At 42.1% G+C, this 18,280-nt stretch carries 8 protein-coding genes; 5 read left to right on the forward strand and 3 right to left on the reverse strand.

Annotated features, from left to right (window positions below; all coding sequences use genetic code 11):
* The first annotated feature begins 753 nt into the window (after positions 1 to 753).
* The 3 genes from RMX69_RS27125 (at position 754) to RMX69_RS27135 (ending at position 9,358) form a co-directional block, all read left to right on the forward strand.
* The gene (locus tag RMX69_RS27125; protein WP_289795789.1) at positions 754 to 1,656 is read left to right on the forward strand and encodes a methyltransferase domain-containing protein; all 903 of its coding nucleotides are present in this window, start codon (positions 754 to 756) and stop codon (positions 1,654 to 1,656) included.
* A 284-nt stretch (positions 1,657 to 1,940) separates the two neighbouring features.
* Positions 1,941 to 7,895 (forward strand): non-ribosomal peptide synthetase, encoded by a 5,955-nt coding sequence (locus tag RMX69_RS27130; protein WP_322639266.1) that lies wholly within the window; start codon positions 1,941 to 1,943, stop codon positions 7,893 to 7,895.
* Positions 7,896 to 8,176: 281 nt separating this feature from the next.
* A complete protein-coding gene (locus RMX69_RS27135; RefSeq protein WP_322639267.1) occupies positions 8,177 to 9,358 on the forward strand; it encodes an aldo/keto reductase in 1,182 nt (393 codons plus the stop codon).
* 60 nt (positions 9,359 to 9,418) lie between these two features.
* Here the strand turns inward: RMX69_RS27135 and RMX69_RS27140 are convergent, their stop codons facing one another.
* Positions 9,419 to 10,747 (reverse strand): hemolysin family protein, encoded by a 1,329-nt coding sequence (locus RMX69_RS27140; protein ID WP_289795786.1) that lies wholly within the window; start codon positions 10,745 to 10,747, stop codon positions 9,419 to 9,421.
* A gap of 239 nt (positions 10,748 to 10,986) precedes the next feature.
* Between RMX69_RS27140 and mfd the strand changes: the two genes are divergently transcribed.
* Positions 10,987 to 14,640: a transcription-repair coupling factor gene (gene mfd, locus RMX69_RS27145; protein WP_322639268.1), complete on the forward strand. Its 3,654-nt coding sequence runs from the start codon at positions 10,987 to 10,989 to the stop codon at positions 14,638 to 14,640.
* Positions 14,641 to 14,717: 77 nt separating this feature from the next.
* On the opposite strand, the gene RMX69_RS27150 is transcribed toward mfd, so the two are convergent.
* Together RMX69_RS27150 and ggt are read right to left on the reverse strand one after the other, a co-directional pair.
* Positions 14,718 to 15,314 (reverse strand): hypothetical protein, encoded by a 597-nt coding sequence (locus tag RMX69_RS27150; protein ID WP_322639269.1) that lies wholly within the window; start codon positions 15,312 to 15,314, stop codon positions 14,718 to 14,720.
* Positions 15,315 to 15,517: 203 nt separating this feature from the next.
* Positions 15,518 to 17,281 (reverse strand): gamma-glutamyltransferase, encoded by a 1,764-nt coding sequence (gene ggt, locus RMX69_RS27155; RefSeq protein WP_322639270.1) that lies wholly within the window; start codon positions 17,279 to 17,281, stop codon positions 15,518 to 15,520.
* A gap of 789 nt (positions 17,282 to 18,070) precedes the next feature.
* Between ggt and RMX69_RS27160 the strand changes: the two genes are divergently transcribed.
* Positions 18,071 to 18,244, forward strand: a complete 174-nt coding sequence (locus tag RMX69_RS27160; protein ID WP_322639271.1) for a hypothetical protein — start codon at positions 18,071 to 18,073, stop codon at positions 18,242 to 18,244.
* Positions 18,245 to 18,280 lie beyond the last annotated feature (36 nt).

Raw genomic sequence — 18,280 nt, forward strand, 5'->3', positions numbered from 1 at the left:
CTAGAAATTAATAAAAAAAGTACTTGTTGTCCAATTTTATATTATTAGTAGTTAAATGAAACCGCTGATGTTAATAATCAAGCAATTAGGCAAAATAAAAATATTATAGTTTTTGAGGTTACTAAATACATCAGCTGAATTAATTATGGATATCGCAGATATATTGGAGATTTTTACTTCTTCGAGGTATAGAATGATTGATATCACCTCAAAGATTACTCTAGCATATTTATTTGGACTAATTCAGCTTTGAATATAAAGTTGTCTTGTTGTATTTATTTTTTTACGCATAATTACTGACTAGCAAAACTTAACACACAACTTATAACAAAATGCATCAAAAATTTGGTATTTGTAACAAAAGTTTACATTATTGAATGTTTATGGTTACGCTTGAGTCAGTTTGATAGACATTTCTAAATGAAGTCTTAAAAGGGCAACAGCCTTAACGACGAAACTGTAGTTTAGAGTAGAAGACTGATGTTACAAACGTAGTTGGGTTTTATAAGGTTCGCCTAAATTATCCAAAAAATCAGATTATGACTTTACATTAATTTTATATAATTAGAGACAAAATGAAGATTTTGTAAAAACTATTTTTCATCAAGTAGATTTTACTGAGATAGGATAATGTACCTTTATAATTACGTGTAAGTGTTTGTGTTTATTCGGTAAAACAGAAATTTGATTTTTTGGATTCAATCGTAATAATTTAGAGTTTCATTTCAATCAATAAAAACACGGGGTGAAAGTATGGTGACTAGCAAATTAGATATATTAGGTCGATTGGGTAGGTTTTTAAACAGTAAAAAGTGGCGTTTTCTGACAGATTTACGTCTCAATAATTTAGAAGTTAATAAAATTTTACGAGCCACAAATGATTCGGAAATAGGAAAAGCACAGACAGAAATAAACAATTTATCTTTTTCTGAAAAAGATTATAGGGATTTTATAAATTCAGATGTACTGAGTAAATATAATCAGCTTGATTATATCCATTCCAAGCCACTTGAATATCTGACGACAATGACTCTGTTAGATTTGAAAGAGGGTGATAAAATACTTGATGCTGCTGGTGGTGAAAAAGCTGAATATATAAAGGCTTTAATGGCAGTTTCGGAGTTCAAATTGAATGCTTACTGTCAAGACTCTTTATTGGACGGAAAAGTCACAGATGGAATTAAGTACATTGGTGGCTCTATTGATGCGATCCCTCTCCCAGATGAATCTTTAGATGGAATTAGCTGTCATCACTCTTTTGAGCATTTTCGAGATGATTTGGATATTAAGTTTATTAAAGAGGCAGTACGTTTATTGAAAGTTGGCAGAAAACTTGTCATTGCACCGCTATTTTTAACTAACGAATATGCAGAAATCTGGAACAATAAACGGATTCAGAAGCCCAATTTTGACAAAGCAATCACAATTTTTGACAATACTGCAAGCTTTGCTGGATGGGGTGCATATGAAGGCTTTGCTAGAACTTATAGTCCTGCTGCATTTAAAACAAGAATTATTGACAATTTACCGAGCAACTGCTATGCAAAAATCTACAAAGTTATTGTAGATGGAAAACCTGTGCCAGACCTCCAAAAAAATTATCATCAACCTCTGCTCAATGCGGAAATGAAGGCACTGGTAATAGTCAAAAATTAAAGAGCAAGCAACTTTTTAGTTTGGGAAGTGTTATAGCTGTTTGCAATTCCTTGGAGTCAAAACAATTAGTAGGGGTTAGGGGCGCACAACATATCTGTGTGCTCCTAGCGTCTGTATCATTCAAGATTGCTATATGTCGGTTATGTGATAATTAATAGTATTCTGCTCATTTTCTAGAGATTGGGGGCTGTATTTACTCATATCTTTGTTTAGTCATAAACCTTTAATTATTTACGTCCTCATAAACTTTAATTATTTATGCCCACTCGAACTTAATATAGAAAATGCAGATAGATAGTCAGACATCAGAATATAAGCAAAATATTACCTTAAATACCTTAACTAACATCATCGGCACTCAAGTTTTACAGGAATTGAATGACACCCAAGTAGTTTATCATCAGGATCTGTGCATTCATCAAATGTTTGAGATGCAAGTGGAGCGATCGCCCCAAGCAATTGCAGTAGTATGTGAAAATACACAACTTACTTATCAACAGTTAAACCAGCGGGCGAATCAACTAGCGCACCACCTACGTGCTTTAGGCGTTGGTCCAGAAGTACTTGTAGGTATATGCCTAGAGCGCTCCTTAGAGATGATTGTAGGACTACTAGGCATTCTGAAAGCTGGAGGCGCTTATGTACCTTTAGATCCGGCATATCCCTCAGAACGTTTAGCTTTCATCTTGGAAGACACCCAGACGCCAATATTGTTAACCCAAGAAAAATTGGTCAAGAACTTACCACCACATCAGGCACAAGTGGTTTGTCTGGACTTAGACTGGCAAGGGAATATTCAAAACAGTCAAGAAAATCCTGTAAACCAAACTACGGCTGATAACCTCATCTACGTAATCTACACATCTGGTTCTACAGGACAGCCCAAGGGTGTAATGATCCCTCACCGTGGTATCTGCAATCAACTCCACTGGAAGCAAACAACTTTTGGATTAACTCACGCGGACAAAGTTTTACTAAGTATTTCTTTTAGCTTCGACCCCTCAGTATGGCAGATATTCTGGCCATTGTGCTTTGGGGGTCAATTGTTCATAGCTCGCCCTGGTGGACATCAAGATACAGCCTACCTTGTGAAAGTAATTACTGAGCAGCAAATCACAGTTCTGGCTTTAGTACCTTCCATACTACGTGTATTATTGGAAGAGAAAGGAATTGAGAATTGCCGATTCATCAGACACATTACCTGCGGTGGTGAAGCTTTACCTGGCGAACTTATAGAACGCTTCTTTGCCCAATTGAATTTGGACAATGTTTTACACAATTGTTATGGCCCGACAGAAGCTTCCATTGATACCACTTTCTGGAGTTGCCAACGGGACACTAATTATGCTATTGCACCCATTGGTCGTCCGATTACCAATGCAGAAATTCACATCCTCGATGAAAATTTGCAGCCAATGCCTGTTGGTGAATCAGGTGAACTGCACATTGGCGGTATTGGTCTAGCACGAGGCTATCTTAACCGTCCAGAATTGACCACAGAGAAGTTTATTTTCAACCCTTTTAGCTCTGAACCTGGGGCACGCCTTTACAAAACTGGGGACTTGGCACGTTATTTGAGCGATGGTAATATCGAGTTCCTTGGTCGGAGAGACTACCAAGTTAAAATACGTGGCTTCAGAATTGAATTAGGAGAAATTGAAGCCATACTAGCTCAACATCCGGCACTGACGCAGACTTTAGTCATAGCCAGAGAAGATGTGCCTGGGGACAAGCGACTCGTGGCATATATTGTTGTTGCCAGTCCAGAGCAAATTCCTAGTCAGGCTGAATTGCGTCGCTTTTTGGAAACTCGGTTGCCTGAATACATGGTGCCTAGTTTCTTTGTATTTTTAGACACTCTGCCATTAAATCCCAACGGTAAAATAGACCGCCGCGCCTTACCTGCACCGGATACATCTGATATTAGGCTGTCAACTAACTTTGTTCCACCTCAGAATTCGACAGAAGAAGTTTTAGCTGACATTTGGGCAAAAGTTTTGCGTCTGGAACAAGTAGGCATCCACGACAATTTTTTTGAATTGGGAGGGCATTCACTGCTGGCTACTCAAGTAATGTCTAGAGTTCGCCAAGCTTTTCAAATAGAAATATCGTTGCAACTCTTATTTGAGAATCCCACGATCGCTACTTTAGCTCAAGCGTTCGCTCAAAACCAAACTCCAGAAAATGATCCCCAAAATCAGACTATTCCCCAAATAGCCAATCGGCAATCAGCCCCTCTATCCTTTGCTCAACAGCGAGTCTGGTTTTTGGAGCAGTTGGAACCCAACAGCCGAGCGTATATCGTCTCCAATGCACAGCGCTTAACGGGCAAGTTAAACCTGGGTATATTACAACAGTCACTAGATGCGATCGTTGTCCATCATGAGGCATTGCGAACCAACTTCATTACATCATCTGATGGTAGCCCCATACAAGTAATTGGCACGCCTCGGCCAGTGGAACTCAAAATTATTAAGGTAACAAAGGAGCAAGTAGAATTTCTCCTAAATCAAGAGGTGCAACGCCCCTTCAATTTAGAATCTGACTTGATGCTGCGTGCTACTTTGCTCCAGATAGACGAACAAGATCATATACTCTTGTTAATGATGCACCACATCGCCTCAGATGGTTGGTCAATTGGTATTCTCTGGCAGCAGTTAACAGCGCTTTATGAAGCTTTTTTGAATAATAAGCCTTCCCCCTTGACAAAATTGCCTATTCAGTATGCGGATTTTGTTGTATGGCAGCACCAATGGCTATCAGATGAGGTCCTTTCCAGCCAAATTAACTATTGGAAAACCCAATTAGCAGGTGCTAATACTGTACTGGAATTGCCTACCGACCGACCACGGCCACCAGTGCAAACTTACCAAGGAGCAGCCCAATCTCTGATGCTACCGCAGACTTTGAGTGCATCACTCACAGAACTCTCGCATCAGGAGGGTGTCACTCTATTCATGACATTACTGACAGCCTTTGGGACAATACTGCACCGCTATACTGGCCAAGAAGACATTCTTATCGGTTCTCCCATTGCCGGACGTAACCGTTCTGAGATTGAAGAGTTAATTGGATTTTTTATTAACACCGTTGTTTTACGGACTGATTTTGCTGAGAATCCCAGTTTTCGTTCAGTGCTAAATCGAGTTCGCCAGATGGCATTAGCTGCTTATGCTCATCAGGATATGCCCTTCGAGAAACTGGTAGAAGAACTGCAACCAGAGCGAGATACCAGTCGCAACCCACTGTTTCAAGTGTGGTTTAATATGCTCAACTTAAGGGACATCCAACTGGAACTACCTGGAGTGGCTATCGAACCAGTCTCGATCTTAGAAACAGCTTCTAAGTTCGACTTAACCCTTTATGTTACAGAACAAAATCAAGGAATCCAACTTGATTTAGTCTACAACACCGATCTGTTTACTTCAGAACGGATGATGGAAATGCTTCATCAATTCCATCACTTGCTAAATCAAATTGTTGCTGCTCCAGAGAGACAGATTAGTTTGTATTCCTTGGTGACACCAGAAGCACGACCTTTGCTGCCAGAGCCAAGGGCGGTTTTGCCAGAACCACAGTATGAATTGACGACAACAATGTTTATCTCTTGGGCAAATCGTACCCCAGAACATTCATCACTTCGTCAAGGAATTCGCACTTGGAATTATGGAGAGTTGGGCAAAATCGCTCAAACCTTAGCACAGGTTTTGTTATCTCACGGAGTAGAGCGGGGAGATGTCGTAGCCGTGTTTGGGACACGCAGCTTTGGGCTAATTGCCAGTATGCTAGGCGTACTCTTGAGTGGCGGTGTGTTACTCACCCTCGACCCCAAACTTCCCAGCCAACGCCAGCGGCTGATGTTACAAGAAGCTAAAGCTAAATACATATTATATATTGATAGTCAACATCCAAAAGACGGAAAAATATGGGATTCTTTAACTAGCATCTGTGTCAACCCAGACACAGGAGAAGCTATAAATTCTCAAAAGAGCGTTGAAACAGTAAATCTACCTGAAATCGCTGCCGATGATGCAGCTTATATTTTCTTTACTTCCGGCACTACTGGTGTACCGAAAGGGGTGCTGGGGTGTCATAAAGGGTTGGCGCATTTTCTGAACTGGCAGCGACAGACTTTTGAAATTAATCAGCAAGACCGCGTTGCCCAATTAACTGGTCTTTCTTTTGATGTCGTTCTGAGAGATATCTTTTTACCTTTAACTAGTGGTGCAACCCTATGCTTGCCAGAAGAAGAGGATAACTTAGAACCAACGAGAATTCTGCGTTATTTGGAAAATGAGCAAATTTCTGTACTGCATACAGTTCCTTCGCTGGCGCAATTATGGTTAGCAAATGTGCCGTCAGGAGTATCTTTACGTAACTTACGCTGGTTATTCTTGGCTGGAGAACCTTTGAAAGAAACCCTTGTAGTTCGCTGGCGGGATGCTTTTCCAGAATCAGGGGAAATTATTAATCTCTACGGCCCGACAGAGACAACTTTGGCGAAATGTTATTACCGAGTACCTGTTGAGTGTAGCCCTGGTGTACAGCCAGTAGGATTGCCGCTGCCGCAAACTCAAGCACTGGTTTTCACATCAAGTCAACAACCATGCGGTATCGGTGAACCAGGCGAGATTGTAATCCGAACTCCATTCCGCAGTTTGGGCTATATCAATACCCAGCAAGAAAACCATTCTCGGTTTGTTAAGAACCCTTTTGGGAACGATCGCCACGATTGGCTTTATTATACAGGCGATCGCGGATGCTATCGTCCAGATGGCTCTCTAGAAATTCTCGGTCGCCGAGATCATCAAGTCAAGATCCGGGGGATACGCATTGAACCAGGGGAAATTGAAACGGTGTTAGCCCAACATCCAGATGTACTCCAAACTGTAGTCATTGCCCGTGAAGACGTTCCTGGCGATCAACGTTTGGTGGCTTACATTATACCAAATCAAGACTCAGTAATTACAATTGCTGGTATCCGAAGCTTCCTGTCGACAAAATTGCCACAGTACATGCTACCTTCGACTTTTGTCTTGCTGGACACCATGCCCTTAACCCCCAACGGCAAGGTAGACCGCCGTGCCCTACCAGCACCAGACTTATCGAGACAAGAACCAGAAGCCAGCTTTGTTGCTCCCCGCAATGAAGTGGAACGCCAGTTGACACAGATTTGGGAACAAATTTTGGGTGTGCAGCCCATTGGTGTTAGGGATAACTTCTTCGAGCTAGGAGGACATTCTATCCTAGCAGTAAAACTGTTTTGGCAAATTGAAAAGACATTTAGTAAAAACCTTCCGCTTGCCATTCTTTTCCAGTCAGGGAATGTAGAGGCTCTAGCCAAAATAATCTGCCAAGAAGAAGATTTAACAACAAACTCGGCTTTAGTAAATACCTTAGACCAGTCAAAATCTAGCTGGTCATCCTTGGTAGAAATTCAACCCAACGGTTCCAAGCCACCTTTTTTCTGTATTCACGGGCTGGGTGGAGAAGTCTTATGTTTCCGTGAATTGGCATTGCATCTGGGGACAGAACAACCATTTTACGGATTACAACCACGAGGGCTAGATGAAAAATACCCTCTCCATACCCGTATTGAAGATATGGCAGCGTACTACATTCAAGAAATTCAGGCCATTCAACCTCATGGCCCTTATTTTCTCGGAGGTTATTCTTTTGGGGGTACAGTTGCCTTCGAGATGGCTAAACAACTCCATGAGCAAGGCGAACAAGTCGGCATTTTAATTATGCTTGATAGTTGTCGTATAGGTTATAGCTGGCAGGCGCCATTTCTAAAACGAGTTTTTTTGCATTTAAATAATATTGTTCAACAAGGGCCTAACTACGTTTGGCAAAAGATTGTGAGATGGAGTTATTGGCGTAAGCAACAACTGCAAAATACATATAACCGTTACTTGGAAGACGTACTTCATGTACCTGAAACTGATAAGCATTTAAAGGTTATAGATACTAACACTCAAGCCCTCAGTGACTATATTTTTTCACCTTACCTTGGTCGAGCTATTCTTTTACGAACAGAGGATAAAAATCGGGACGAAGCTATAGGCACAGAATACGATCCTCAATTTGGCTGGGGCGACCTAGTAGTTGGAGGATTAGATATTCATTACCTTCCCGGATCTCACCTTGACATACTTAAAGAACCCCATGTACAAGTGTTAGCTGAAAAATTGAGAAATTGCTTAACTCACGCGCAGTCTCAGATTGCAAAAAATTAATTTTAACTTTTTTGTTAGTTCACCTTCGCACAACTCAGCACTGCTGGGTTGTTTTGCCATTTCTTGGTCTAAACTGGAGAAAGTGGTAACTACGATGAGATAATTAGTCTGTGGAACTGGAATATTGGTAAAAATCCAATAACCAAAAGACCTGACCGATTTAAGAATGCGATGAATATTGCTAGTGTCACAGATTGAACAGAGGGAATTATTGTGGCACTACAAGCTGGAATGACTATCGTTGTTAGATTTTAAGTTGGTAAGCAATCCACAATCCACTGATGCTATATAGAAGATTTGGACGCACAGAATTACAGATGCCAGTGTTTTCCTGCGGTGGCATGAGATATCAGTTCAAATGGGAAGATGTTCCCAATCATGAAATTCCTGCTGATAACCAGGCAAATCTGGAAGCGACTATTAGAAGGGCAGTCGAGGTTGGGATTAATCATATTGAAACTGCCCGTGGTTATGGCACTTCTGAAATGCAATTGGGGAGAATATTGCCCAAGTTTCCCCGCGAAAAGTTGATTGTTCAGACCAAAATCAGCCCAAAGGCAGATGCGAAAGAATTCCGAGAGACATTTGAAAAATCCTTGAAAAATCTTCAGCTAGATTATGTTGACCTTTTAGGGTTGCATGGCATTAATCATCCTGAGTCTTTAGATGAAAGCATCCGTGCTGGCGGCTGTTTGGAAGTAGCGCAGCAGTTGCGGGCAGAGGGAAAAGTTAGATTTATTGGCTTTTCCACACACGGCTCGACAGATATAATTGTGCAGACAATTAATACCAATCAATTTGATTACGTGAACCTGCACTGGTACTACATTAATCAATGGAATTGGGCGGCAATCGAAGCAGCTAAACACCACGATATGGGGGTGTTTATTATTAGCCCATCTAATAAAGGAGGTTTGTTGTATGAGCCTCCCCAAAAATTAGTAAATCTTTGCGCCCCGTTGAGTCCAATGGTGTTTAATGATTTGTTTTGTTTGAGTCATCAGGAGGTACATACCCTGAGTTTGGGAGCAGCAAAACCACAAGATTTTGATGAACACTTGAAGACTTTAGAATTAATAGACCGGGCATCAGAAATTTTGCCGCCAATTTTAGCAAGATTGGAAGAAGAAGCGATCGCTACTTTGGGAGAAGATTGGGTAAAATCCTGGGAAACAAATCTACCAACCTTTGACGAAACTCCTGGTGAGGTAAATATTCGGGTGATTTTGTGGCTACGGAATCTAGCGATCGCCTACGATTTAGTAGACTACGCTAAGATGCGCTACAACCTGCTTGGCAATGGCGGCCACTGGTTCCCCGGCAACAAAGCCGACCGGCTAGATGAATTAGACTTAGGAAAATCTCTTACCCGTAATCCTCACGCCGATAAAATCCCCCAACTCCTGAAACAAGCTCATCAGATGTTGGCGGGTGAAGAGGTCAAACGTCTATCTCGCACTTAAAGGGATTGGGAAGAGACAAGGGAGTGACTTTTTGAATAATTCCTCCTTTGCCTCCTTTTGCTACTCAGATTTTTTCGTATCTGCTGATTTAACTGCCTTTGGTACGACTAGCACCTTATCAACGCGATTACCATCCATATCCATCACTTCAATTCGCATACTTTGCCATTCAAAATGATCTGCTGCGGCAGGAATACGACCTAGATGGGTAATCACAAAACCGCCTAATGTTTGATAACTACCGCGTTCCTCAGATTCCCACTCTTCCATCCCAAAAAGTTCCAAAAACTCCTCTACAGGCAACATCCCATCCAAAAGCCAGGAACCATCTTCGCGTTGTACAGCTTGTGGTTGATCCTGTCCATCTGTTGAAGGAACATCACCCACGATTTCACTCATGATGTCGTTGAGAGTAACTAATCCTTGAATTACGCCGTATTCATCCACTACCAGCGCCATGTGAGTGATAGTTTGCTTGAACAATTCCAAAACTTTCAAGCCACGGGTGCTTTCTGGCACAAATACGGGCTGTCGCAATCCGATAGTCAAGTCTAGTGGTTCCCCTCGGAAACTCCTGGCTAATAAGTCCGTGACAGGGATAACACCCAACACATTGTCAAGTCCCCCCTGACAAACTGGATACCGAGAATAAGCACTATCAACCATTTTTTGGCGATTTTCTTCGGCAGAGTCGTCTAAGTCTAGCCAAACAATATCAGGACGGGGTGTCATTAAGTAGCTTACAGGGCGATCGCCTAAACGAAAGACTCGCTCCACCATATCCTGTTCAGCTTCCTCAAAGGTTCCCGCCTCAGTGCCTTGCTCAATTAAGATTTTAATTTCTTCTTCGGTGACTTGCGGCTCGGTAGAAGCTGTAATTCCCAACACTCGCAGGATCAAATCTGTAGAAGCACTTAAAAGATATACCATTGGCGAAGCGATCGCCGATAAGGCACGCATTGGAATAGCTACATTCGATGCAATTCTTTCTGGGTTGTTTAATGCCAGACGCTTTGGTACTAATTCGCCAACAATGAGTGACAAATAGGTAATGATCAAAACCACTACTCCAAAAGATATCGGTTCACTATAAGGTGCTAAAAAGGGTACAAGTCGCACATAGACTGCCAGTCGGTTGGCAATGGTTGCTCCTCCAAAAGCACCAGTTAGGATACCGATTAGGGAAATACCCACTTGAACGGTTGACAGGAAATGATTTGGAGACTCCGCTAATTTCAATGCTGCCATTGCCTTGGCATCTCCTTGATTGGCAAGCTGTTGTAACCTTACTTTCCGTGCCGAGACAATCGCCATCTCAGACATAGAAAACACGCCATTGGCAATAATTAGCACCAAAATGATTAAAATTTCAAAAGTGATGGAGGACATGTTTAAAATTGCCGCTTATCAGAGCAAACGTAGCTCAATCCCTAGTATCTAGTATTAAAGGTGCTTCGATAAATACTTTGACTATATACAAAGTAGTAGTTATAGTTCTTAAGTTTATTAGTCCTGTGCATTATTCTTCCACCGAAAGAATAAGAAAGCTGTTAACACTTTTAAAATAGTTGACATAAACTGCCTCAAGATTTGCTGACCCACAAAGACTCCCATCGCTAGTAGTACTTATGTCATTTTCTTCTATTGTGCGTGCCTTAGGCCGATCGCCGCTCACCACTGAATTTATTTCTAAGCTGAATCGACAACAAGAATTGCGGTTAAATGGCATTCCCAGGCTGCCCAAGACTCTAGTGGCTTCGGCATTAGCGCAGTCTCAGGGCAAGGATTTGTTCGTGGTTTGCGCCACTCTGGAAGAAGCTGGACGCGTTTACGCACAACTGGAGGCAATGGGATGGCAAACAGTACATTTTTACCCTACCTCCGAGGCTTCTCCCTACGAACCTTTTGACCCGGAAACTGAAATGAGTTGGGGGCAAATGCAGGTATTGGCAGATTTACTCAAAAATCAAGAGTCATTAGTCACTTATACTGAGCGACTTGTGCCGAGCGAAGCCGAGGTAAGCCGAAGTATTAGTCAGTTGTCATTAGAAACAAACCAAGAACAAAGGACAAGTGACATAAACGCTTCTGCGGCTTCCCGCAGGGTAGGACAAAGAACAAATTTAGCAATTGTGGCTACTCAAGGGGCGTTGCAACCTCATTTACCACCACCAGAAGCTTTTGGGCAATTCTGTCTTACCCTGAAAAAAGGGATGGAATTAGACCTGAATAGCTTCAGTGAGAAAATAACTATTTTGGGGTACGAAAGAGTTCCTTTGGTGGAAATGGAAGGGCAATGGAGTCGGCGGGGCGATATTGTTGATGTGTTCCCGGTTTCCTCGGAATTTCCAGTCAGGTTGGAATGGTTTGGTGATGAAATCGAGCAAATGCGGGAATTTGACCCAGCAACCCAACGTTCCGCCCTCGACAAAGTTGATCAGTTAATTCTTACCCCCACTAGTTTCACTCCTGTGGTGATGGCTGCACTGAAAAAGAGTTCTGAGTTAGGAGTTATGAGCGATGCCCTGAGCCTGCCGAAGGGTTATGAGTTAAATTCTGACTCAGAACTTAGCACTGCGAACTCATCAATGTTGGAGGGTAGCCGTCGCTTTTTGGGGTTAGCATTCGAGCAACCAGCATCTCTGCTAAACTACTTAGCAGAAAATACCTTGATTGCCATTGATGAGCCAGAACAGTGTCATGCTCATAGCGATCGCTGGGTAGAAAATGCCCAAGAACAATGGGTAATGGCGCATGAAGAAGGATCAACTCCCCTAACATTGCCAAAAATTCACCGTTCGTTTGATGAGTGTTTGGCTGATGTTGCCAGATTTAAAACATTATATTTATCGGAACTCTCAGAGGAAAATGATGGGATCAATCTTGCCAGCCGTCCGGTTCCAGTCACGCCACACCAGTTTGCTAAACTAGCTGAAACCATCCGCCAAGAACGCGATCGCAATTTCTCGATCTGGCTGCTTTCTGCTCAACCTTCACGTTCTGTCTCACTGTTGCAAGAACATGATTGTCCGGCTCAGTTTATCCCCAATCCCCGCGACTACCAAGCAATAGATAAGCTGCAAATCAACCATATTCCTATAGCTCTAAAATATTCTGGGCTTGCGGAACTAGAAGGTTTTATCCTGCCTACGTACCGAATAGTAATCGTTACAGATCGGGAATTTTTTGGGCAGCATTCCTTGGCGACTCCCGGCTATATCCGCAAGCGCCACAAAGCTACTTCTAAACAAGTCGATCCCAATAAGCTGCGTCCAGGCGATTATGTGGTTCACAGAAATCATGGTGTTGGTAAATTTGTCAAGCTGGAAAGTTTGACAATTAATAACGAAACCCGTGACTATTTGGTGGTGCAGTATGCTGATGGGTTACTCAGAGTCGCAGCCGATCAAGTAGGTGCTTTATCCCGGTTCCGCGCCGGAGGTGATAAAGCACCAGAACTCAACAGGATGACCGGTAAAGCTTGGGAAAATACCAAGAATAAAGTCCGCAAAGCGATTAAAAAATTGGCGGTGGACTTGTTGAAACTGTATGCAGCGCGATCAAAACAACAAGGTTTTAGTTTTCCAAGCGATATGCCTTGGCAAGAGGAATTAGAAGATTCTTTCCCCTACCAACCCACAACGGATCAACTCAAAGCTGTTCAAGATGTAAAACGCGACATGGAAAGCGATCGCCCAATGGATCGCTTAGTTTGTGGCGATGTCGGTTTCGGGAAGACGGAAGTGGCGATTCGTGCTGTTTTTAAAGCAGTCACCGCCGGTAAACAAGTGGCACTCCTTGCGCCAACGACTATTTTAACACAGCAGCATTACCATACACTCAAAGAACGTTTTGCACCTTATCCCGTAAATGTTGGTTTGCTCAACCGTTTTCGTTCCGCTGAAGAACGCCGCGATATTCAAAAGCGATTGGCAACGGGTGAATTAGATGTAGTAGTTGGTACACATCAAATTTTAGGTAAAGGTGTGGCATTCAAAGATTTAGGACTATTAGTAGTGGATGAAGAACAGCGCTTTGGGGTAAATCAGAAAGAAAAAATTAAAAGCCTGAAAACTCAAGTGGATGTGCTTACCCTCTCCGCCACACCTATTCCCCGGACTTTGTACATGTCCTTGTCGGGAATTCGGGAAATGAGTTTGATTACCACACCACCCCCAACCAGACGACCGATTAAAACCCATCTATCACCAATAAATTCCGAAAGTATCCGCACTGCAATTCGTCAAGAATTAGACAGAGGTGGACAAGTATTTTATGTAGTTCCACGAGTAGATGGAATTGAAGAGACAACAGCCAATTTACGAGAAGTAATACCGGGAGCTAGGTTTGCGATCGCTCACGGTCAAATGGATGAAAGCGAGTTAGAATCAACTATGCTCACTTTCAGCAATGGCGATGCAGACATCCTTGTTTGTACGACAATTATTGAATCTGGCTTAGATATTCCACGAGTCAACACGATTTTAATTGAAGATGCTCATCGTTTTGGATTGGCACAGTTGTATCAATTACGCGGTCGTGTAGGACGTGCAGGTATCCAAGCTCATGCTTGGTTATTTTATCCGAAGCAACGGGCATTATCTGATGCAGCCCGGCAACGTTTACGAGCGATTCAGGAATTTACTCAGTTAGGTTCTGGATATCAGCTAGCAATGCGCGACATGGAAATCAGAGGCGTGGGTAACTTACTAGGTGCAGAACAATCCGGTCAAATGGATGCCATCGGTTTTGATTTATACATGGAAATGCTAGAAGAAGCGATTCGAGAAATTCGCGGACAAGAAATTCCGAAAGTCGAAGATACGCAGATTGATCTTAATCTCACAGCATTTATCCCAGCTGATTACATTACCGATTTGGATCAAAAGATGAGTGCATACCGAGCGGTAGCGACAGCGAAATCTAAATCAGAATTAAAACAAATTGCAGCCGAGTGGAGCGATCGCTATGGTACTTTACCAGTCTCTGCAAATCAACTTTTGCGAGTCATGGAACTCAAACAGCTAGCGAAAAAACTCGGATTTAGCCGCATTAAGCCAGAACAAAAACAGCATGTCGTTTTAGAAACACCAATGGAGGAACCCGCTTGGAATTTATTAGCGGCGAATTTACCAGATAATCTCAAGACGCGCTTTGTATATTCTCCAGGTAAAGTGACAGTGCGCGGATTAGGAGTTTTTAAAGCAGATCAACAATTGCAAAATTTGATTGATGCTTTTGGGAGAATGCAGGGTGCGATTCCAGAGGCAGCCGTTGTTTGATAAATTGGATTGCCCTGTCGCCTTGTGGATAGGGTCAATCCAAAATTGCAAATCTAAAATCCAAAATCAATTGACCATCATCGGGAGTTTTTCAATTTAAGTAATAGTCCAACACTCAAGACAGCTAAACTAGCAAATCCAAATGTAGGTTCGGGAATCGATTTTGCAATTACAAGCGGTTGAATTTCAGAAGAGGTAATATAGTTGGAGAGAAAAGGCTTGCCAATATAATTAAGATAAGGTAAGCCAACAATATTAGCAGTATACTTATCTAAATTTTCATAAGTTGAGAAAGCTAATCTAGAATTACTAGAGTTAAATCCAAATGAACTTAAAGTAGATACACCCAACCATTTCTGTTGCGGAACTTTGGAGTTCCCAGAAAATATTAAATCAAAGGTATTTAACTCAGTTGTGTAAATTAACCCATCATTATTTTTATCCACACTAGAAAATGAACCAGACAAGATACCTCCACCTTCCCAACCTGATTGTGTAAAGGCATAGTCCAGAGATACAGCTTGTACTTTGTTAACTGAGCTTCCTATCAAGCTGAAAATACTGATAGTAGTTGCAAATACTATTTTTGGAAACCATCTCATAGTTTTATCCCAGAGAAATGTTGAGTAATTTTTGATATTGACAGGACTTACGCACAGGTCACGGAAAATCAAACCACAGAGAACGCAGAGAACACAGAGGAATAAGAGTTAGAGAGGTTTTTTGCGTAAGTCCTAATTGAATAAAGAGAAGTTCCTTGCTCAAAACTAGCTATGCTACTTTTTCTAATCTAGGTAGCTAATTATTTCATGCCATCAACCTAAGTGTCCAAAAATTAATGCCAATTTTGAGCTAAGAACATCATTAAAACTAGCTGTTATTCACCCAAAGGCGCTCCTTCACGACGTGGGTCTGCACCACTAACTAGCCCCTGATTAGTCAGCACAATTCCGGTGGAACCACTAGTTAATTGGATAACGCTAACTGTATGACCCTTGGCTTCTAAAGCAGGTTTCAGGTTGGCAACATCTGTATCTGCTTCTAGTTCAGTTGGCCCATTACGACTACCAAAATTTGGCAAAGCTAGTGCTTGCTGAATGTCCAATCCCCAGTCCAGATGGCCTACTATTGCCTTAGCGACATAATTAATAATTTGCGGCCCACCAGCCGAACCAATTACCATTACTAGCTTGCCATTGCGATCAAAGACCATCATGGGAGCCATTGAGCTTCTAGGGCGTTTCTTGGCTTCTATACGATTAGCAACGGGCTTTCCTTCTGATATAGGTGAAAAAGAGAAATCTGTCAGTTGGTTGTTAAGTAAGAAGCCTCGTACCATCAATCTTGAGCCAAAGGCATCTTCAATGCTAGTAGTCATTGAAATAGCGTTACCTGCCGCATCGACAATTGAAACATGACTAGTAGATGGCAAATCCTTAGATTGATCTTTACCCCAGCTACGTGCTTGCTGTAACAATGGATTGCCTGCTTGGGCTTGACCGATTGAACGTTCAGGATCGATTATTGCTGCCCTTAACTTTAGGTAGTTAGGGTTAATTAATTCTTTGACTGGTACTGGGACAAAATCTGTGTCAGCTATATATAAATTTCTGTCAGCATAGGCTAAACGCCCAGCTTCCGAAAATAAATGGACTGCTTCTAAAGAAGCTGGCTTTAAAGCCGCCAGATTAAATTGTTGAAGAATACCTAGAATTTGCAGTACGGTTAAACCACCAGAACTTGGAGGCCCCATGCCGCAAACTTTGTAAATTCGATAAGCGCCACAAACTGGCTCTCGCAGTTTAGCTTGATATTGCACTAGATCAGTGGTGGTTAAGTCACCTGGTACAGCAGCTTGCCTCACCTTAGCTACTATGTCTTTAGCAATATTTCCTTGATAAAAAGCATTAGCACCTCCTTTAGCAATCTGACGCAATACCTCTGCCAAAGGCTGATTGACTAATCTTGTACCAATTGGCTTGGGTGTACCATCGGGTTGATAGAAATAGCTCTTAGCTGGCTCGTTGCGAGATAGATATTGATCCTTACTTAGCAGCGTGTACAAACGTGGTGAAAGTGGAAAACCTTGTTCAGAAAGTTGGATAGCTCCTTGAAACAGTTGAGACCAAGGTAACTTGCCATATTTTTTGTGTGCCAACTCTAGCATTCGTACCACCCCAGGCACACCTACAGATTTACCTCCGACAACAGCCTCATAAAACTGTAAGGGTTTGCCATTGGCATCAAGAAAGCGATCTGGTTTAGCCGCAGCCGGTGCAGTTTCTCGACCATCATAAGTGAGTAACTTCTTCGTTTTGGCATCGTAGTAAACAAGGAAAGCACCACCACCAATACCTGAAGATTGTGGCTCTACCAACGTCAATACCATTTGGACTGCAATAGCAGCATCTATAGCACTACCTCCGCGACGTAGAACATCGCGTCCGGCTGCTGATGCTAGTGGATTTGCAGCTACTACCACATACTTATTTGTGCGAACAGCTTCACGCTCAACTCGACCACTCCCAGCCTCCGGTGGAGGAGGGTTTTGGGCTTTGCCTATGATAGCTGGCAAGAGGGTAGCACTGAGTGTGAGGGGGAGCAAACAAGTACCTAACGCAAACTTAGATGCTGTAGTCAACGCAACTCTCCAAATTTAAATATTTTATTTATCGTCAATGCTGGAATTACAAGAAAACCTCATCAAAACTCTAGCAATATCGAGAGTCTTGCTTGTTGATTTCTTGCTTTACTTCACGAATTAGCTTACAAGACATCAACTTACAGCATATTAAGATGCGAGTCAACTATTTATCACTTTTCAAAATTTTGATTGTGTATGTATTGAAAACAAAGCGATACTTTCTCTGCGTTCGCGTAGCGTGTCGTAAACAAGACGCTACGCGTAGCTTGCTTCCCCAAAGGATTACAGTGGGCTACGCCAACGCCACCGGTACCACCTGTAAAGATATCTTTGCCACTAAGCTGTTCCACATCTAATTTGCAAATTTAAATTAGATAAACTCGTCTATCTACTGCTAAGAAAGTCAGTTTTAAAAAATAAATCTATTTAACGAAATATAAAATCAGGAAACAGCATAGAATTTCGTCATTACAGAGTTTTTATAAAACTAAACATACATGAGTTTTATTGTACTGACTTACTTATGCTAGCCATTAGATACCTAACTCAATCGCAGAAATGAAAGTTTACAAAAAGCTATTTCAGAGAGTAGGTAAGGACGATACAGTTTATCTGTCAGTGTTCAGCATCAATTTCCTGCTCTGATTCATCTACCAACTTGCTTGGTTCACCACGGTAGAAGTCATTGTCTCAAACTCTACTAGTTGTACTATTGAGAGCGATCGCACCCTAACAACACCAATAGAGTGCAAGCAGAGATAATTTATAGTATGATTTTCGTAACAATTGACACCTATAATAGAGCTATTTGAACAAGCGATCGCCAAACTTGCAACCGAGGCAATGGCTGAATACCGTGCAGGTAAAACCCAAGAGTTATATCATGTCCGTCAAATTACCCATAATAAAATAACCCCACCCCCAACCCCTCCCCGCCTGCGGGGAGGCAGGGTGGATTAATTGTCGGGAGAGAAAAAGTTTTCTCACTCGACCATT

It is taken from the genome of Nostoc sp. EspVER01 (assembly GCF_034530635.1).
Classification (GTDB): Bacteria; Cyanobacteriota; Cyanobacteriia; order Cyanobacteriales; family Nostocaceae; genus Nostoc.